Here is a 19,491-nt window from a genome sequence, read left to right on the forward strand (position 1 = left end):
CCGCGGGGGGGGGGGAGGGGGGGGGGGGGGGACACCCCCCCGTGGCGCGGGCGGAGACGGGGGGGGGCCCCCGCACCCCCCCCCCGCCCCGCCCCCCCGTTGTCACAACATCTGTTTCCATCACACACCGGATGCAAACAGGTCAGGTCTCATGCGTTGATGCGCTCTGTCTCGTCCTGCCAGGTGGCAGCCATGGGGCGCAGCTTGTCCTCGTTGGCGCGGGCGTGGTGCGCGCAGAACAGCAGCTCACCGCCGCTGGACTGGAGGACGACCCGGACGTAGGCCTGGGCACCGCAGGCATCGCAGCGGTGGGTGGCGTTCAACTCCGGGGTCTCAAGTGTGGCGTTCACAGACATCCTCCTTCTTGCTCTGTTCACCGGGCGGACGGGGTCCGCCTGAGGCGAGTACGTACATACAACCACGTCCACCCGTGGGCTCATCCAACCCGCACCGTGTTTTCGCCCACCGCGCACCAGCCCGTGAGCACGGTCCGATTCAGTCTCAGGACTCCGCGCCTCAGGGCAGGTTGAGGTGGGTGACGCGCCGCGTCGTCGTCGTCACGGTGCCACCGGTGGGCAGGCGCATTAGAGTAAGGGCGCCCGTCCGTTGTACGCGACGGGCCTTCCCCCGAGCCGCAGCAGGAGAGAGCGCACCCGTGCCGCCCACCACATCCGAGTACAACGCCCGCCACCTCTCTGTCCTTGAGGGGCTCGAAGCGGTGCGCAAGCGCCCGGGCATGTACATCGGCTCCACGGATTCGCGGGGCTTGATGCACTGCCTGTGGGAGATCATCGACAACTCAGTTGACGAGGCCCTTGCCGGACACGGGCACCAGATCACGGTGATCCTCCACAAGGACGGCTGCGTGGAGGTGCACGACGACGGCCGTGGCATCCCCATTGACAAGGAGCCACGCACTGGTTTGTCCGGTGTGGAAGTGGTGTTCACCAAGCTGCACGCCGGTGGCAAATTCGGCGGTGGCTCCTACACGGCCTCGGGTGGTCTCCACGGTGTGGGTGCCTCCGTGGTCAACGCGCTGTCCTCCCGGCTGGACGTCCAGGTGGATCGCGGGGGCAAGACCTATCAGATGTCTTTCCGGCGGGGTGAGCCCGGGCAGTTCACGGACAAAGGTGCCCCGTCACCGGAGGCCACCTTTGAAGCGTTCGTCTCCGGTTCGGAGCTGGAGGTGGTGGGCAAGGCCCGCCGCGGTGTGACCGGAACCCGGATCCGCTACTGGGCAGACCGGCAGATCTTCACCCCGGACGCCCAGTTCTCCTATGAGGACCTGGTCAACCGTGCGCGCACCACCGCTTTTCTGATCCCCGGGCTGCGGATCACCGTGCGCGACGAGCGCCGTGCCCCCGGAACCGCAGGGGAGCTGGGGCCGCACGAGGAAGTCTTCCAACACGACGGCGGCATCTCCGAGTTCGCCGAGTTCCTGGCCACGGACGACTCCGTCACGGACATCTGGCGCTTCCAGGGCGAGGCATCGTTCACGGAAACCGTTCCTGTCCTGGATGACGGCGGGCAATCACGGTTGCAGGACGTTGAACGTGACTGTGAGGTGGACGTGGCCCTGCGGTGGGGGATCGGTTACGACACCACGGTACGCACGTTCGTGAACATCATCTCCACCCCCAAGGGCGGCACCCATCAGACAGGGTTCGAACAAGCCCTGGTCAAAGTCTTCCGCAAGCAGATCGAAGCCAATGCCCGCCGCCTGAAGGCCGGCAACGACAAGATCGACAAGGACGACGTCATGGCCGGGCTCACTGCCGTGTTGACCGTCCGGTTGGCCGAGCCCCAGTTCGAGGGCCAGACCAAGGAGATCCTGGGTACGCCGGCCGTGCGCCAAATCGTGTTCAAGGTGGTGGAGAAGGAGCTCACCAAGGCACTGACCGCCACCAAGCGTGACGCCAAGAACCAAGCCAATGCGGTGCTGGAGAAGGTGGTCGCGGAGATGAAGTCGCGGATCTCCGCGCGGCTGCACAAGGAGACGCAGCGCCGCAAAAATGCCTTGGAGACCTCCTCCATGCCCACCAAGTTGGTGGAGTGCCGTTCAACGGAGGTGGAGAAGTCTGAACTGTTCATCGTGGAGGGTGACTCCGCCCTGGGTACGGCCCGGTTGGCCCGTGACTCCGAGTACCAGGCCTTGCTGCCCATCCGCGGCAAGATCCTCAACGTCCAGAAGGCCTCCGTGACGGACATGTTGGCCAATGCCGAGTGCGCGGCCCTGATTCAGGTGATCGGCGCCGGTTCGGGGCGTACTTTCGACGTCGACGCCGCCCGCTACGGCAAGATCATCATGATGACGGACGCCGACGTGGACGGCGCCCACATCCGTACCCTGCTGCTGACCTTGTTCTACCGCTACATGCGTCCGCTGGTGGAGGCCGGCAAGGTCTATGCGGCCGTGCCCCCGCTGCACCGCGTGGAAATCGTGAGCCGAGGGTCCAAGGCCAATGAGATGGTCTACACCTACTCCGAGCGTGAGCTGCATTCCCTGTTGACCAAACTCGAGTCGGAAGGGCGTTCCTACAAGGAGCCCATCCAGCGGTACAAGGGTCTGGGTGAGATGGATGCCGATCAGTTGGCTGAAACCACCATGGACATCCGCCACCGCATGCTGCGCCGGGTGACAGTTGAGGGGGCGGAAGCCGCCGAACGGGCCTTCTCCTTGCTCATGGGTTCGGAGGTTGCACCGCGTAAGGACTTCATCATCGCGGGTGCCGCGCAGCTGGATGCGGAGCGGATCGACGCCTGATCCGTCACTACGGTTAACAGAAGGTGAACCTTTGGGAAATCGTTGGTTTCTGTGGGGTTAGGTTGGGAATCGGTGGCAACTGATGGTGAAATTGACGGATGTCATCCTAGATTTGTGGTGTTCCACAGGGCATCACAACACAAACGCAACTGATCGCTCCGCGCGGAGCGCAACGTGAACAGTGCGGAGTTGCTGGTGGCCTGACGTCACTTTCGAAAGGGCTGCCCACACCATGTGGCTCCAGGACTATGACCCTCTAGGTTCATCCGTTCTCTCCGCGCTGGTTGCTGCGATCCCCATCATCGTCTTTCTGGTTGCCTTGACCGTGTTCAAGTTGACCGGTCTGAAGGCATCATCGATTGCCTTGGTTCTGGCGGTTGGTCTGGGTGCATTCGTTTTTGGCCTGCCTGCACCAGCCACGGCCTCCGCGGTCGTTTACGGTTTCCTGGGCGGTTTGTGGCCCATCGGCTGGATCGTGCTCATGGCGGTCTGGTTGTACCGAATCGCGGTGCGCGCCGGGTACTTTGACGTCATTCGATCCTCGATCTCCGCGATCTCTGAGGACCAGCGGCTGCAGGTGCTGTTGATCGCCTTCTGCTTCGGTGGATTCCTGGAAGGCGCTGCAGGTTTCGGCATTCCCATTGCCATTTGTGGTGCGCTGCTGGTCAACCTGGGCTTCCGACCCCTGCGAGCGGCCGGAATCGCCTTGGTGGCCAACGCGGCTTTCGGAGGCTACGGCGCCATCGGTATCCCCGTGATCGTGGGTGCCACGCAGGGTGATGTTCCGCTGACCGAACTGTCCCGCATGATGGTGCTGGTCATCCAGGGCATCATGGTCTTCATCCCGGTGTTGCTGGTGGTCATCCTGGACGGGCGTCGGGGCCTGCGGGAAACTGGTGGCATTGCGCTGGCCATCGGATTCTTGGTCTCCGGGCTGCAGTCCGTGTTCCTGTGGGTGGCTGGTCCTGAGCTGGTTGACATCATCCCGCCTCTGGTGGGCATGGCCGCCATGGCGTTCCTGTTGCAGTTCTGGACCCCGCGCACCATCTACCGTGAAGCCCAGGCGCCGACGTTGGAGGAGCTGCGGGCGAATCACCAACCCACCACGTTGGGCCAAGTGGTGCGGGCATGGTCCCCGTTCTACATCCTCTCCGGCTTCATCCTGCTGTGGTCCGTACCTGCTGTGGGTGAGGTGTTGGCGCGTGCCACCGTGCCGTTGTCCATGCCCTTCCTCCACCAGGAGATCGCGCGTACGGCACCGATCGTGGCGGAGACCACCGCCGTGGACGTCGTATGGAGTTGGGGGATTCTGGCGGCCTCCGGAACCGCGATTCTGTTCGCGGCCCTGTTCACCGTGTTGATCACCCCGAGCATCACGTGGCGGCAAACAGGGGAGGAGCTGGTGGGCGCGCTCAAGCAGCTGTGGGCTCCCATCCTGATGATCTGCATGGTCATGGCCGTGGCCAACGTGATGAACTTTTCGGGCATGTCCTCCTCCATGGCCTTGGCTCTCTCCGCCGCTGCGGGCGCCTTCCCGCTGCTGTCTCCGATCATCGGGTGGATCGGGGTGTTCGTGACCGGTTCGGTGGTCAACAACAACACGTTGTTCGCCTCCCTGCAGGCTGTCACCGCCGGTCAGATCGGCACCAGCCAAACGCTCCTGGTGGCCTCCAACACCGCCGGTGGTGTGATGGCCAAGGTGATCTCACCGCAGTCGATCGCCATTGCCACCGCAGCCGTGGGGGAGCGCGGCAAGGAAGCCGACCTCACGCGACAGGTGCTGCTCTACAGCCTGGGTTTGCTGGCCGTGTTGTGTGTCTGGGTGTTTGTGCTCTCCTTGGTTCTCTGAGCGGCAGTCGCCGATCAGTGAGGCCAGAATTCGGAGCAACTGGATAGGATGACAGGGTGGCCGTGACCGCGGTCACGGCCACCCTGTTCCGTGTGCCGGACACCCACCTGCGTGTGCGGCATGAACGCCCAACCCAGGAGTCCCACATGGTCGATGTTGCCCATTCCATCCAGCAAGATCCGGTTGGTTCCACCCAGTCAGTGACCGTCACGGTCACGGGCGCTGCAGGTCAGATCGGTTATGCCACGGTGTTCCGTGCTGCTGCCGGTGCGTTGTTGGGATCGGGCACGCCGGTTCGATTGCGGTTGCTGGAGATTCCGGAAGCTGCACGCGCCGCGGAGGGTGTGGCCATGGAGTTGCAGGACGCGGCCATGCCACTGTTGGAGTCGGTGGACGTGTTCGATGACCCGACTGCCGCCTTCGACGGTTCGGAAGTTGGTCTGCTGATCGGTGCCAGGCCACGCTCCAAGGGAATGGAACGGGCCGATCTGCTGGCGGCCAACGCCGGGATTTTCTCCGTCCAGGGCCAAGCGATCAACAACGGTGCAGCTGAGAACTTCCGTGCCGTGGTGGTGGGAAATCCGGCCAACACCAACGCATTGATCGCAGCCTCCCACGCACCGGATGTTCCAGCGGAGCGCTTCACGGCGCTCACCCGCCTGGATCATCACCGTGCTCAGGCGCAGTTGGCGTTGGCCTGTGAGGTGACCGTCAACGACGTCGACGGCGTGGCCATCTGGGGCAACCACTCCGCCTCCCAGTTCGTGGATCTCTCCCGCGCCACCGTCAAGGGCAACCCGGCAGAAGAAGTGCTGGCCGAACGCGGGCTGGACCGGAAGTGGATTGACGAGTTCTTCATCCCCAAGGTGGCCAACCGCGGCGCGGAGATCATTGAGGTTCGCGGCGGATCCTCCGTTGCCTCGGCAGCCCATGCCACGCTGCGCCACATCCGTACGTGGTTGCGTGGCACGGAGGAGGGGCGGTGGACGTCCATGGCCGTGCCGTCCACCGGTGTTCACGGTGTGCCGCAGGGTGTGGTGAGTTCCTTCCCGGTGTTCTGCCAGGACGGTGACCATCGCATTGTGGAGCCGTGGGAGATCGACGACTTTGCCCGCGAGCGCATTGAACGTTCCCTGGCCGAGTTGGTGGAGGAGCGCCAGGCGGTGGAACAGCTGGGCCTGTTGGGCCCCCGCGCCTGAGCCACCTTTGTGGCGCCCACTGCTTGTGGAGCGCCGAGTGCCCGAGTTTGGTGGTGTCCAAGTGCGGCAGATGACCAAACTCGGAGACTCGGCAGCTGGGACGAGGTCTGGGCCAGGGGGTGGGTCAGGGGAGGGGGATGTGCCTGACGTTGTCGTCGTGGAGCTGGCCGCCCATGGGGAAGGTGGTGGTACCCATCACCTGGAAGCCGCAACGCTCATAGAAGGCATTGGCTCGCGGGTTCAGCTGATTGACCGTGAGCCACACACCGGATGCGTTCCCCGCACGGGCCACGTCAACGGTGGCCGTCATGAGCTCACGCGCGGCACCGGTGCCTCGGGCCTCAGCCACCACGTAGAACTTGGACAGGAACCACACGCTGTCCTGTTCTGCCAGCTCGGGGCGCTGCCGGCGGCCCGTTGCTGTCACGGGGCGGTTGGCCACCAGGACCACATAACCGATGGCCGTACCGTCCTCCTCCAGGATCACCACATGGGTGTCCGGATCCGCCAACCATTGCTCAAACCGGGCTGGTGAGAGTTCCGTCTCCACATGGGCCATGGCGGTGGAGTGATCCACACCCGGAGGGCAGGCGTCGTGAAAAGTCACCACGGCGAGGTCATGGAGCAGGGCGCCGTCACCGGCCAGGCCAGTTCGCACCCGACGGGTCATTGACTGTCCTCGGACGCCGACTCCAAGTCCGACTCTGACTCCGATGCAGATGCAGATGCAGATGAAGATGCAGACGCCACGTCAGCATCGGACGTCGTCGTGGGTGTGCTCCATGCCGGACCAATGGCATCCATGACCTGCTCCAAGGCAACGCCTGATCCGTCACGGCGACCGAACTCGGTGGGCAGCGACCGTGCCACTCCGGCGGAAGACACCGCCTTGGCCGGGCCGTGACCTGCCCAGGCCAAGGTCAGCGAGGTTTCTCCGCGCAGGAACCGTTGGCAGCGCACACCACCGGTGGCCCGGCCCTTGGCGGGGTAATCGGAGAGTGGTGTGATTTTCACGGAGTGCTCGGTCATGCCGGGCAGAACTTCATCAGCCTTGGCCACCGTCACCACCACGGAGTCCGGGGCTGAGGCTGCAGCGGTGCCGAAGAAGATCACGTGATCATCGGCAGCCAACTTGATTCCCGCCACGCCACCGGCGGTGCGGCCTTGTGGTCGCACCGATGATGCCGGGAAGTGGAGAAGCTTGGCCTGGGCTGTCACAAACACCAAATCGCAGTCCTCGGGTGCCACGTCCACGCCCACCACCTCATCACGGGTGCGGCCTTGACCCTTCAGCGTGATGACCTCCCAGTCATCACGGTTCAGCGGGTGTTCGGGGTTCAGTCGCTTGACCACACCCTGCTTGGTGCCCAGGGCCAACACAGCATTCAGCGGCGCCAGGGCCACCAAGGATTCACCCTTGTTCAGGCTCAAGAAGTCCTTGGCGGCAACGCCATCGGCCAGTTTGGGGACGCCGTCGTAATCGGGCAGTGCGGGGACATCCAGGACCGGGATGCGGATCATCCGCCCGGCAGAGGTCACGGCACCGATCTCGCCGCGGGCCGTGGTGGCCACCTGAGAACGCAGGGCGTCGTGTTTGATCCGCCGCCCGGGGTCGGCCAGAGGGGTACGGTCTGCGGTGCGCGCCAACTGTCCGGAGGTGGAGAGGAACACCCAGCACGGGTCGTCGGAGATCTCCAGGGTGGGGCCGGTCTTCGCCTTGGCCGCCGTTGCCGTCACCTCCGGCAGGTCCTCGGACTTCAAGAGCTTGGTGCGGCGGTCATCGCCGTGCTTGTCCGCAACGTCCGCAAGTTCCCCGGACACCACCTCACGCAGCCGAGCATCCGAGCCAAGAATGGCCTGAAGCTCGGCGATTTCGCGCTGGAGGTCATCCCGCTCGGCCTCGAGTTCAATCCGGGAGAACTTGGTCAGCTGCCGCAGCCGCAGTTCCAGAATGTGATCGGCCTGGGCCTGGGAGAGATCAAAGATCTGCATGAGCCGCTCGCGTGCCTCAGCGGTCTCATCAGAGGAGCGGATGATCTGGATGACCTCGTCAATGTCCAGAATCGCAATGAGCAACCCCTCCACCAGGTGGAGACGGTCCTGACGCTTGCCCAACCGGTACTCAGTACGACGACGCACCACCGTCAACCGGTGATCCACGTAGACCCGCAGCAGATCCAATAGGCCCATGGTCCGGGGTCGACCATCCACCAGGGCCACGTTGTTGATGCCGAAGGACTCTTCCAACGGCGTGTGCTTGTAGAGCTGGGCCAACACGGCCTGCGGGTTGAACCCGTTCTTGAGCTCGATCACCAACCGCAAGCCGTTGGCGCGGTCGGTGAGGTCCACGACGTCGGAGATGCCGGCCAACTTCTTGGACTGCACCGCGGACTTGATCTTCTCGATCACTTTCTCCGGGCCCACCATGTACGGCAGTTCCGTGACCACAATGCCTTGCTTGCGCGCGGTGACCTGCTCGATGGACACCGTGGCGCGGGTCCTGAAGGACCCCCGACCGGTGGCGTAGGCATCCTTGATCCCGTCCAGTCCCACGATCCGTCCGCCGGAGGGCAGATCCGGTCCCGGAATGAACTTCATGACCTCGGTCAGGGTGGCCTCTGGGTTGTCCACCAGGTGACGGGCACCGGCCACCACTTCCCGCAGGTTGTGGGGTGCCATGTTGGTGGCCATGCCCACGGCAATGCCGGAGGCACCGTTGACCAACAGGTTGGGGAAGACCGATGGCAGCACCGCAGGCTGGGTGAACTGGTTGTCGTAGTTCGGGATGAAGTCCACGACGTCTTCACCCAGGTCAGCCGTCAACGCAAGGGCAGCGGGGGCCAGCCGGGCCTCGGTGTACCGTGAGGCGGCAGGGCCGTCGTCCAGGGAACCGAAGTTGCCGTGCCCGTCCACCAGCGGCACCCGCATGGCAAAGGGCTGGGCCAGGCGCACCATGGCGTCATAGATCGCAGAATCGCTGTGGGGGTGCAGCTTGCCCATGACCTCACCCACCACACGCGCGGACTTCACGTGTCCACGGTCCGGGCGCAGACCCATGTCATCCATCATGTAGAGAATGCGGCGCTGGACGGGCTTGAGACCGTCCCGGGCATCCGGCAGGGCCCGGGAATAGATCACGGAATAGGAGTACTCCAGGAAACTGGACTCCATCTCGCTGGTGACATCAATGTCAACAACGTTCTCCTGGAAATCCGCGGGCAGTTCTTCGCGGACCGAACGTGATCCTGACCTGCGTCGGGCCATGGGTGGGGATGCTCCTTTGTTGCCTCCTGGCAGGCGTTGACCGCACGGTCACCAGGGATTCTCGATACGCTGAAGTCTATGGTCTCCGAGTCTGCGAATCAGGGTGGCGACACCCACGCCACAGCCCCTGACACTGCTGCCATCGCCATCCAACAGGGCTATCCCGCCCACTGGGAAGCTGACGTCGTCCTGCGCGACGGCGCCACCGCCCACCTTCGTCCGGTGACCCCGGATGACCAGGATGCCCTGCTGGAGATGTTTCACGGGCAGTCGGAGAACACCATCTATCTGCGGTTCTTCTCCCACAAGACCACGCTGACCAAACGCGAGCTGGAACGCTACACCACGGTGGACCACAAGGATCGTGTGGCCTTTGTGATCATGCTGGGCGGGTCCATGATCGGCATCGGTCGCTACGACCGCACGGAGAAACCCCGTGATGCCGAGGTCGCCTTCCTGATCTCCGATGCCCACCAGGGCCGCGGGATCGGCTCCATCCTGCTGGAACACCTCAGTGCGGCAGCCCTGGAGAACGACATCGACCACTTCTCCGCAGAGGTCCTGCCCGAGAACCGCGCCATGCTGCGGGTGTTCGTGGAGGCGGGTTACGACGTCGCCCGGCATTTCGACGACGGCGTGGTGGCCCTGGAGTTCTCCATCGACCCCACGGAGAAACAACGCTCCGTGATGATGGCCCGCGAACACCGCGCCGAAGCCCGCTCCACGGCACGAATCCTGACTCCCGGCTCCATCGCGGTGATCGGAGCCTCCGCCGATCCCACCAACGGCGGCCACGTGGTGGTGCGCAACATCGTGGACTCCGGTTTCACCGGTGCCCTCTACGGAATCAATCCCACGCCCTTTGAACAAGAGGGGATGATTCACAAGGCCTCCGTGGAGGACATCGGCCAACCTGTGGACCTTGCTGTGGTGGCCGTGCCCTACGACTCCGTGTTGGACGTGGTGGACCAGTGCGGCCGAGCCGGCGCCCATGCCGTGGTGATCGTGACCGGCGGCTGGGCGGAGGCCGGTGCAGAGGGCGCTCGCCGTCAGCGGCACCTGGTGCGCCTGGCCCGCGGCCACGGCATGCGCGTGGTGGGTCCGGCCAGCTTGGGTGTTTTGAACAACGCCCCTGACCAGCGCTTCAATGCCACCGTACTGCCTGCTCCGTTGTTGCCCGGCAACATGGGTCTGTTCACCCAGTCCGGTGCCTTGGGCACCCTGCAGGCCTCGGCTGCGGTTCGTCACGGTCTGGGCATCTCCACGTTCCTCTCAGCCGGTAACCGTGCTGATGTCTCCGGCAACGACATGATGCAGTTCTGGGAGGACGATCCCGCCACGCAGGTGTGCGGCATGACCCTGCAGTCCTTCGGCAACCCGCGCAAGTATTCCCGGATCGCCCGGCGGCTCTCCCGCACCAAACCGGTGATCGTGGCCAAATCCGAGGTCACGGGTCTGCGCCTGCCTCCGGGGCACACCGGACGGACCACGGAGGCCCCCGCCGGAGCTCTGGATGCCATGCTGCAACAAGCAGGCGTGCTGCAGGTGGCCACCTCCGATCAACTCATGGACCTTGCCGCGGTGGCCTCAGCACAGCCGTGGCCGGCCGGTGGGCGGACGGGTTTTGTGACCAATGCGATGGCGCTGGGCCGCCTCATGGAGGACACCGCCGCGATCCTGGGCATGGAGGTCACGGCCACCGCGGACAACCTGGACACCGCAGGCGGTGGGCAGCGCGCCGTGGAGACGGTGCACACAGCGCTCACAGATCTTTTGGAGCGTGACGACGTCGACGCCGTCGTCGTGTGCCTGATTCCGGCCCCCGGCGTCAGCGAGGACGAATGGGCCACCACCGTGGCACAGGCCGGGCAGGCCGCGAACAAGACCGTTGTGCTGGCCATGACCGGTAGTACGGAGGTCCGCGCGCCCTCCCACGTGCACCGTTGCCAGACGTCACAAGGTTGCCAGGCATCACCAGACGCCGAGTTGTCGCTGCCGGTGTTCTTGGCACCGTCCTCCGCCGTGGAAGCGCTGCACCGGGTTCAGGACTGGGTGGCCTGGCGGGACCGTGAGGACGACGCCGTCACCGTGCCGGAGGACATCGACGCCGAGGCAGCGGAAGAACTGTTGGCGCAGTGGGCCACCGAGGTGCCGGGGGAATCCCTGCTGTCCCTGGACGTGGAGCGCACGCACCAACTGCTGTCCACCTACGGCATCACCGTGTTGCCCACCGTGCGTTTCCGTGACGTCCAGGAGGGCCTGGAGGCCGCTGAGCGCCTTGGCTACCCGGTGGCGCTGAAGAGCACGGACCGCCATCTGCGCCACCGCCTGGACCTGGGGGGTGTCCGACTGCAGATCGATGCACCCGATCAACTGCGTGAGGCCATCTCCTCCATGCGCCGGACTCTGCCCATGGGCTCGGAAACCTTGGATCTGCAGGCCATGGCGCCCACCGGGCAGGCCGTCGTCGTGACCGCCACGGAGGACCCGCTGGTGGGTCCCGTGGTGTCCTTTGGCATTGCTGGGGACGCCGTGAAGCTCTTGGATGACCGCGCGCACCGGGTGCCGCCGCTGACGGACCAGGACATCCGGGACATGGTGCGTGAACCCAAGGCTTCCCGGAAGCTGTTCGGTTATGAAGGCCAGCCGCCTGTGGCCGTTGAGGCGTTGGAGGACCTGATGATCCGGGTGGCTTTGATGAAGGATCGTCACCCGCAGATCGCCCGTCTGGATTTGAACCCGGTACTGTTGTCCAGCGAACACCTGACCGTGCTCTCTGCAGACGTGCGGTTGGGAGACCCTGGACAACGAACGGACAGTGCACGGCGTGCCATGCGGAGGTGAACCATGAGCGACACCATCGCTGGTCGGTACACCCTGATCGACCCCATTGCCCGTGGCGGTTCCGGCACCGTGTGGCGGGCCTGGGATCAACGACGCCGCATGCTGTGCGCGGCCAAGGTGCTGCGCCAACGTGACTCCGCGGACCTGCTGCGATTCGTGCGGGAACAATCCGTCAAGCTGGAACATCCCCACGTCCTGGCCCCCTACGGGTGGGCAGCGGAGGATGAGCACGTGGTGATCGCCATGGACCTGTGCGACGGCGGCACCCTGGAGACCGTGCTGCAGGACCACGGAGCCCTGTCTGATCCCGTGGTGGAAGAAATCATGCTGCAGTTGCTGCGCGCCTTGCAGTTTGTGCACGCAGAAGGCTGGATCCACCGGGACGTCAAACCCGCCAACCTGATGATGAACGCCACGGCAACGGGTCGTCCCGTGTCCCGTCTGGCGGACTTCGGCATCGCCACGCAGATGGAGGATGCCCGCCTGACGCGGATCGGAACCGTGGTGGGCACCCCCGGCTACATTGCCCCTGAGTTGCTGGAAGGTGCTGACCCCAGTCCCGCCCAAGATCTGTTTGCCGCTGGTGTGGTGGCCATGCGGATGGTGCAGCCCAACCACGGCAGGGGTCAGACCCCAACACCTGAGATGGCCCTGGAAGCCTTTGGTCGGGACTCCCTGCTGGGAGCGGAGATCGCCGCGTTGTTGGACGACGATCCCGCCGTTCGCAAGGACGGTGCCCTGGCCCTGCAGGAACGCCTGGCGGGCGAATCGGACACGCGCGTTTTTGCCCCGGCCCACACCCGCGACGGCGAGGAACTGGACGTCTTCCAGACCCTGGATCCACTGCCGATCGAGTGGCAGGAAGTGGTGGACGGCACCCGTCCGTCACCGCAGCAACCCACCACCGGCGCAGTTTCGGCTGCGCGCAGTGGAGAGGCCGGGGACACCACCCCCGGCCCCGCTCCAACACCTGGCCCAGTGGCCAACCAGGACCTCCCCAGCGGGGGATGGATCAGGACCAACTACGGGTTGGTCTCCACACCGTCCCCCGGAGGTGAGCCCCTCGTGGGCCCCGCCAGCGGACCGGCCGGTGCCGCCCTGCACGGGATGCCGTCCGGACTGACCGTTGACGGCGGTGTGGCCCCGTCAGCCGCCCCGCCCACAGACGGTTCCACCACGGGCACAGTGGTCCAAGGTCCCTTGCCCCAAGGTCAACCGTCCCGTGCCACGTTGATCGGCGGCGCGCCGGTGGCGGGCTGGGCGGGGTCTCAGCGGCGGGATGTGTCCCACCTGAGCGTGGACCAGACCACGGGAAGCACCCAGACCACCGGATTTGCTGCAAGCCAGGGCCCAGTCCGGGGTGCAATCACAACGCCCTTCGCCACTGGGGGCAACACTTCTGCGACCTCCGGGAATGCCGCGGCATCCGGTATGACTGCGGCATCTGGCATGACCGCGACCTCTGGTGTCATTGCAGCATCCGCCGGCACCGGCAGATCGACCGGACCGGCCAAAACCGCCGGAACGGGCAACTCGGGCGGCACAGGCAACTCCACGCAGCGCAGCGGCGGCCCCTTGAGCCTGTTCGGGATCCACGGTGCCACGGGGTGGCTGGTGATCGGTGTGGTGGCTCTGATGACGGCCATCGGATTGTTGTTCGGCATTCTGGCCCTGAACAATGCAGGGGGCACAGACCCGGCGCCGGTACCCACCACAACATCGGACCCCGCCACCACGGGCAACACCGGCCAGCCGGGCACCAACAACAAGGGCAACCCCACCATCGGTTCCGGATTCAGCGGCAATCAACCCGGAAAAGTGGGGGAGTAGCCTGGCCGGACCGGCCGCTTCACCGCCACCACGATTCACGCATCCGCTGACCGCAGACTGTGGTGAACACCATCGACTCTAGGAGGTTCAACCATGACTCAATCCGGACCCCGCGGGGAGACGCTGCATCAGGACATCGAACGTGCGGGGTTCTATCCTCAGCTGGTGCATGACGTGGTGGCCGACGCCTTGGACGGTGTGGTCCCGGATTCCCATCTGGTCCAACTTGAAACCACGTTCGACCGGGACGAGATCCACCGGCACATCACCGTGCTGGTTTTGGCCGGCGGCGCGCTGCACATCACCCACGTGGATGACCAGCAGTACGACGAGGCCGGACATGAGGTCATGGCGTTGGTTTCCACAGAGTCCGTAGCGGCCACTCGGGTACACTCTGTGACCCTCACCTATGCCTACTACAAGCCCCAGCAGTACCAGCCGGGGCATCCTGTCAGTGAAGTCAACCTGTCCGTGGCCTGGACCGGAACTCGGAACCTGGACCTGCAGCCGGCCGGTTGTGAGGACCCGCAGTGCGAGGCCGACCATGGTTACACCGGCATGTCAGCAGTCCAGGACGTCGTGCTGCGCATCAGCGCGGAGGCAGACGGTGTGGAGGCGGTGGAGGGTGCCCGGGAATTCGCACGGTCGCTGCGCCGTGCCGCCTTGAACCGCACGGCAGGCCAATGACCGGCGTGGCGGGCTCTGCCCCCGCGCCCTCCGACTTTCCACCGGGTCCTCGCTACGGACACAGGTCCGTGGCTGACGTGCTCAGCTCTGCTGCCGCCGTGCTGGGGGTGCCCGGCTGCAACAACGTGCTGGAGCTGCCCGCCGCTGAACGGGTGGTGGTGGTCCTGGTGGACGGGCTCGGTCTGGAACAACTCCAAGCCCGCTTCGGCTACGCCCCACTGCTGCGCAACGCCCCATTGCTGGCGGAGTTGGATGCAGCATTTCCCACCACGACGGCGGCGTCGTTGGCCTCCTTGGGCACGGGAACGCCGGTGGGCACGCACGGACTGACGGGCTACGACTCCTACTCCGTGGAGCTCGGTCAGGCGGTGAACATGCTGGGCAACTGGGACCAGCGGGTGGATCCCGTGAGCTGGCAGCCCGTTCCCACCGTGTTGGAACGCGCCCAGGCAACAGGCCTTGACGTGGTGACTGTGAGCCGCAAGAAGTTCCGCAGTTCGGCACTGACAACCGCCGCACTGCGGGGTGGTCGATTCGTGGGCGCGGATTCTGCCCACGCCCGAGTCCGTGCGGCCCTGGAGAACCTCACAGCGGGTAAACGTTGCCTGATGTACTTCTACTGGGATGACCTGGACAAGACCGGCCACGCCAGTGGATGGCAGTCCACGCGGTGGAGTGAACACCTGGAGGAACTGGACAGTGCCCTGCGGCGCCTGGCCGCAGGTGTCCCCAAGAACACGCTGGTGGTGCTGACCGCAGATCACGGCATGGTGGACATTGCCCGGGATGCTCGACTGGACGTCTCCGCCATCCCCGGGCTGCTGGATGATGTCCACACCACGTTCGGTGAACCCCGCTGCCTCCAGCTTCGTCTGGAACCGCAAGATTCGCAGGCACAGCGATTGCACCTGCAAGAGGCTGTGATCCAACGTTGGAAGGACGAATTCGGGGACCAGGTTCATGCTGCCACCCGAGAGCAACTGATCCACGGTGGTTGGTACGGCCCCGCGGATACCATCCGCGCCGAGGCGTCCGAGCGCATTGGGGACGTTGTGCTTCTGCCTGCATCGGATGACATGGCTTTGCACGACATCGCACGGATCGGGACCAAAACCTTGGACATGGTGGGCCAGCACGGTGGGTTGACCCGGGCTGAGGCCGTGGTTCCGCTGGTGCAGGTCGCCGGAAATTCTTGAGCTGCGCCAACTCGTTGGGACCGGTCCCAGGCATGGTTGGCGCGGGGCGTCAACCCGTGTCAGGCCTCGGGATCCGCAGGGAGCGTGGGCCCGCCACTGGCCTGGGCCTCTGCCGTGGCTGAGTCCGACTGCTGATCGGAGTTGGTGTCTCCAGATTGGCCATTGTTGCCGGATCCGCCATTGGTTGCAGATCCGCCGTTGCCTGCGGATCCTGCGGTGGTTTGGGACGCTCCGGGTGCCACCTGGTCGATTGCCGTCCCCTGCTGATCCTGCGCGGGCGCCTGGGGAGCGGCTGGATCAACCGGGACCACGGGCTGGGCGGGTGCCGCGGGCTCTTGAGCCGGTGCCTGCTCAACGGGTGCCTCCACCGGTTGATCCTGTGCGGGAGCCTCTTGCGCGGGCGCGGCGGGCTCATCGGCCGGTGCCTGCTGGGCGGGCTCGTCCACGGGATCGGGTTGTGGGGCTGGAGCCTGTTGCTGATCGTCCTGGGGATCGTCCACGGGCGGTGCCTGTTCAGGCGCTGGTTCGGCGGTGGGTGATCCGTCCGTGTCCGTGGGCTCGGCAGACGGTGTGCCCGTTCCGACCGTGCCCGTGGGACCTGGCGTGGCGCTGGGGGAGGACTGCTCCCCTGTACCGGCGGCATCATCTGATTCACCGGAGGTGGCCAGCACCACCAGGTACACCGCTCCGGCCAGCACCAGGGCAGCAACCAGACCCAGCAGCACAGCGGCCAGCGCTTTGCTGCGCCCCGTGACACCACTACGCCGAGGATCTTGCATGGGCAGCGCGGCGGTGGCGGCACCTTCAAGGGACGAGGCGTGCGCTTGTGTGGAGAGGTTCTCCGTGGGGGGTTCTTGCCGTCCGGACGGTTCGGGAGCAGAGGGGGGTGGAGTTGATGACATGGTGGGGGGATCCTGGTCCGATCAGTCGTCGGTCTTGGCGCCGAACACGATCTCGTCCCAGCTGGGAACGGAGGAGCGTGACCGCTTGGAGTTCACTCGGCCACGGGGCCGCGGACGCGCAGCGGGTTCTTGTGCTGCGGAGTCTGCATCGGCAGCGGGGAACTCGTCCGACTGCTGCTCGGCGACGGTGTCAGTGGATTCAGTCGCAGTGTTCTGGCCCGCCGCATCACCGGTGTTGGCTTCGGCGCCGTCCGTGGGCTCCTGGTGAGCCTGCTGGGAAGTTTCCTCAGCCTGATTCGTATGCGCACCCTGTTCCTTCCGGGCACCGCGCAGGTGCGTCACCGTGTCCTGGGAGGCCTTGGCGGCGACCGAGGATTCCTCCTGGTCAGCCTGGGATGACGTGTCCAACGGACGGGCGTCGTCGTCTGTGATCTCAACCACCGGCGTGGCCGGCTTGGTGCGCTCATCGGCGCGGCCCAGGTGGTGGATGGTGGCCTCTTGTGTGGGGGCTTCCTGATCGGCACCGGCTTCATCGGAACGCGTCTGGGTGTGGGATACAGCGTCAGAACCAGCACTCTGGTCCGCATCACCCTGAGCGGCGTGAGCGGGGCCGTCAAAAAGCGTGGAGTCCTGCGGGGCGGAAATCGGGCGCGGGTGGCGGTCCACGTGACCCATGTTCCGACCCAGGATTTCGGCCAGGTGGTCATCCGAGTCGGTGTCCTGCCCCAGGCGTCGGCCACGGCGTGCTTCCAGGACCTCCAGCAACTCGTCCGTGTCCTGTGCGGAGGCACCCTGGGTGGCCGTGGTGGGGTGCTGCGCGTCACCGCTGGCGGAGGCCGCGTCAGGGGCGCGCTCGGCCACGGGCTCAGCGACGTCTGCTGTCGACTGCTCAGGTGCCGGTTCGGCGGGGGTCGACGACGGCGCAACTGTGTGCGTTGTGGCCTGTGTACGCGGTGCACCGAACAGGCTGTCACTGCCTGAGAGAGCTCGTGAGTCCTCCGGGGTTGTGGTCAAGAGCCGAGCCCATTGATTGTCAGCCGTGACGGTCAGGCCGGCGGGGTTGAAGATCCACTGGGCGGCAGGTTGCTGGTCCACCACGTCCTGTGGTGTGACAGCGGGGTTGCTCAAGCGGAACCGGACCGTGACCTGCCACTGCTGGTCGGGCCGCTGCCAGGCGTCCCAGTCCAAGGATGTGGTGGCCACACCCAGATCTGCAGCGTGGGAGGCCACGGTTTGGGCCAGGGTCTGGGGTTCGCCGTCGAACACGGAGCGGAAGCTGGCGTTGCGGGGCGTGCTGGTGACCACCTCCACCTTCTGGGCCTCACGTGCCACGTGGGCGCGTTCGGCCAGGATGGGCCACTCGTAGCGCTTCACCCGGGCAGCCTCCCAGCCGGATTCCTCCACGATTTCATCCACCGTGGCACCGGCCCGGAAGCGTGCCTGGATCTCACGGGGGCCGAAATCCCCGGAGACGTTGGTGTTGCGTCGTGGTGCCACGCGGCGTGCACGTTGCACGGTGCCGCGCAGCTGCTGGTCCAGCACAAGCAGGAAGCGCCCGCCGGTTGCATCCTGGAGGACCAGGTGCTCGCCGTCGTCGTGAACGCCCACAAGGCGCAATTCATCCATGCTTCTCCAGCCTCCGCTACAGATTTTCGGGTTCTCGAGTGCGGCGGGACGGGCCGGCACGGTCCTCACCGGCAGTGGCGGGGGAGGGTGTGTGCAGCCCATGTGGGGAAGTGGCACTCAGTGTTGTGGAGCAGTCTAATGGGCGCTGCCGCTTCGCGACATTTTGGTGCTGACCACGTCACACACAGCCTACTTAGCAGTGAGTTGCATCACATCTGTTCGGCAACCGTCCGTTGTCAGCGGCTGTGGTTGGATTTTTGAGACTTCATGGTGAACAATCTCAGCGACACGGGCCGACGTCGCCACTCGAGTTCCCCCACTGGAGGGCGCGTTCTCCGCCTACGTTTACACACAGTTCTTTGCATGGATGGGAACGAGATGGCCACAGATTACGACGCACCGCGCAAGCAAGACGAGGAACTCAAGGAAGACTCCATTGAGGAGTTGAAGTCACGCCGCGGCGGCCAGCAGTCCGCCAGCGTTGACGAGGACGAGGCAGTGGCAGCAGAGAGTTTTGAGCTCCCCGGTGCTGATCTGTCCCATGAGGAACTCTCCGTTGTGGTGCTGCCGGCCCAGGAAGACGAGTTCACCTGCGGGTCATGTTTCCTGGTACGTCACCGGTCCCAGGTGGCTGAGGAGCGCAACGGTCTGAAGATTTGCGTCGAGTGCGCCGGCTGAGACACGCATGAAAAACCCCACGCATCCGCGTGGGGTTTTTTCTTGCCCAGGGCTTTACCGTCCCAGGGGAGTGGCCGAGCATCAGCCGTTGAGGATCTCGGCCAACAGTGCGGGGCGGCGGGTGGAAGCCAACCAGTACGGGGTGGGATCCACGGGATCGGTGATCTCGATCCGGCAGATCGGCCCCACGGAGGCAGAGAAGTTCATGTAGGCGCGAGCATCCAGTTGTGGCCCGCGCACCTGCCGGATCTCCTGGGGGTCGGTGAAGGGTTCCACCAGGCCCACGAACCTGCGCTCGATCCGTGCTCGGCCCACTTGCAGGTCGTGATCAGTCACCACAATGGCTGTGGCTCGTGTGTAGGCCACCACGGCGCAGATGGCCACCGCCAGCAGCGCGCCCACAATGCCCAACCACATGGCAATGGGTGCCAGGGCAATAAGCACGGAGAGTCCAAAGCCCAGGAACAGCAGCCACATCCACCACGCCGGGTTCAAACGCTCGTGGTAGAGCACGGTGTTCTCCACGGCGGGAAAGTCTTGGGCGGAGGTGTTCTCCACAGGTGCGTGAGGTGAAGGGTTGTTGTCCTGCGTCATGATCGCCATGATCTCACGTCTGCAGGGATGCGCCCGGGGCAGCGGAGCCGAATGGGGT

General features: G+C 65.2%; 14 protein-coding genes. 8 read left to right on the forward strand and 6 right to left on the reverse strand.

All coding sequences use genetic code 11. The features are described 5' to 3' along the window. Positions 1-149: 149 nt before the first annotated feature. A complete protein-coding gene (locus GTW58_RS02925; RefSeq protein WP_047689727.1) occupies positions 150-356 on the reverse strand; it encodes a DUF7455 domain-containing protein in 207 nt (68 codons plus the stop codon). Positions 357-655: 299 nt separating this feature from the next. Here GTW58_RS02925 and GTW58_RS02930 point away from each other — a divergent pair, with 299 nt between their 5' ends. The 3 genes from GTW58_RS02930 (at position 656) to GTW58_RS02940 (ending at position 5,812) form a co-directional block, all read left to right on the forward strand. After that, positions 656-2,764, forward strand: a complete 2,109-nt coding sequence (locus tag GTW58_RS02930) for a DNA gyrase/topoisomerase IV subunit B (protein ID WP_119932244.1) — start codon at positions 656-658, stop codon at positions 2,762-2,764. Positions 2,765-2,996: 232 nt separating this feature from the next. Next, complete coding sequence (locus GTW58_RS02935) at positions 2,997-4,613, forward strand: L-lactate permease (protein ID WP_119932243.1); 1,617 nt, start codon at positions 2,997-2,999, stop codon at positions 4,611-4,613. Positions 4,614-4,759: 146 nt separating this feature from the next. Then, a complete protein-coding gene (locus tag GTW58_RS02940) occupies positions 4,760-5,812 on the forward strand; it encodes a malate dehydrogenase (RefSeq protein WP_119932296.1) in 1,053 nt (350 codons plus the stop codon). Positions 5,813-5,936: 124 nt separating this feature from the next. On the opposite strand, the gene GTW58_RS02945 is transcribed toward GTW58_RS02940, so the two are convergent. Both GTW58_RS02945 and GTW58_RS02950 read right to left on the reverse strand, forming a co-directional pair. Next, complete coding sequence (locus GTW58_RS02945) at positions 5,937-6,482, reverse strand: GNAT family N-acetyltransferase (RefSeq protein WP_119932242.1); 546 nt, start codon at positions 6,480-6,482, stop codon at positions 5,937-5,939. Further along, positions 6,479-9,076: a DNA gyrase/topoisomerase IV subunit A gene (locus GTW58_RS02950; RefSeq protein WP_119932241.1), complete on the reverse strand. Its 2,598-nt coding sequence runs from the start codon at positions 9,074-9,076 to the stop codon at positions 6,479-6,481. The genes GTW58_RS02945 and GTW58_RS02950 overlap by 4 nt, the downstream gene beginning before the upstream one ends. A gap of 78 nt (positions 9,077-9,154) precedes the next feature. Between GTW58_RS02950 and GTW58_RS02955 the strand changes: the two genes are divergently transcribed. From GTW58_RS02955 to GTW58_RS02970, 4 genes are all read left to right on the forward strand, one after another. Then, on the forward strand, positions 9,155-11,920 hold the full coding sequence (locus tag GTW58_RS02955; RefSeq protein WP_119932240.1) for a bifunctional acetate--CoA ligase family protein/GNAT family N-acetyltransferase: 2,766 nt from the start codon (positions 9,155-9,157) through the stop codon (positions 11,918-11,920). Between the two features lie 3 nt (positions 11,921-11,923). Then, positions 11,924-13,750 (forward strand): serine/threonine protein kinase, encoded by a 1,827-nt coding sequence (locus tag GTW58_RS02960; RefSeq protein ID WP_119932239.1) that lies wholly within the window; start codon positions 11,924-11,926, stop codon positions 13,748-13,750. A gap of 93 nt (positions 13,751-13,843) precedes the next feature. Then, positions 13,844-14,437: a DUF5998 family protein gene (locus GTW58_RS02965; protein ID WP_047692481.1), complete on the forward strand. Its 594-nt coding sequence runs from the start codon at positions 13,844-13,846 to the stop codon at positions 14,435-14,437. A gap of 68 nt (positions 14,438-14,505) precedes the next feature. Next, positions 14,506-15,633, forward strand: a complete 1,128-nt coding sequence (locus GTW58_RS02970; RefSeq protein ID WP_342453288.1) for an alkaline phosphatase family protein — start codon at positions 14,506-14,508, stop codon at positions 15,631-15,633. Positions 15,634-15,692: 59 nt separating this feature from the next. Here the strand turns inward: GTW58_RS02970 and GTW58_RS02975 are convergent, their stop codons facing one another. Then, positions 15,693-16,535 (reverse strand): hypothetical protein, encoded by an 843-nt coding sequence (locus GTW58_RS02975; RefSeq protein WP_119932237.1) that lies wholly within the window; start codon positions 16,533-16,535, stop codon positions 15,693-15,695. A gap of 21 nt (positions 16,536-16,556) precedes the next feature. Further along, positions 16,557-18,161, reverse strand: a complete 1,605-nt coding sequence (gene sepH, locus GTW58_RS02980) for a septation protein SepH (protein WP_157980422.1) — start codon at positions 18,159-18,161, stop codon at positions 16,557-16,559. A 378-nt stretch (positions 18,162-18,539) separates the two neighbouring features. Here sepH and GTW58_RS02985 point away from each other — a divergent pair, with 378 nt between their 5' ends. Further along, complete coding sequence (locus GTW58_RS02985; RefSeq protein ID WP_047692037.1) at positions 18,540-18,839, forward strand: DUF4193 domain-containing protein; 300 nt, start codon at positions 18,540-18,542, stop codon at positions 18,837-18,839. 81 nt (positions 18,840-18,920) lie between these two features. Here the strand turns inward: GTW58_RS02985 and GTW58_RS02990 are convergent, their stop codons facing one another. Then, complete coding sequence (locus GTW58_RS02990; RefSeq protein WP_081994256.1) at positions 18,921-19,433, reverse strand: DUF3093 domain-containing protein; 513 nt, start codon at positions 19,431-19,433, stop codon at positions 18,921-18,923. Positions 19,434-19,491: the final 58 nt, after the last annotated feature.

Source organism: Kocuria subflava (assembly GCF_012163155.1).
Classification (GTDB): Bacteria; Actinomycetota; Actinomycetes; order Actinomycetales; family Micrococcaceae; genus Kocuria; species Kocuria subflava.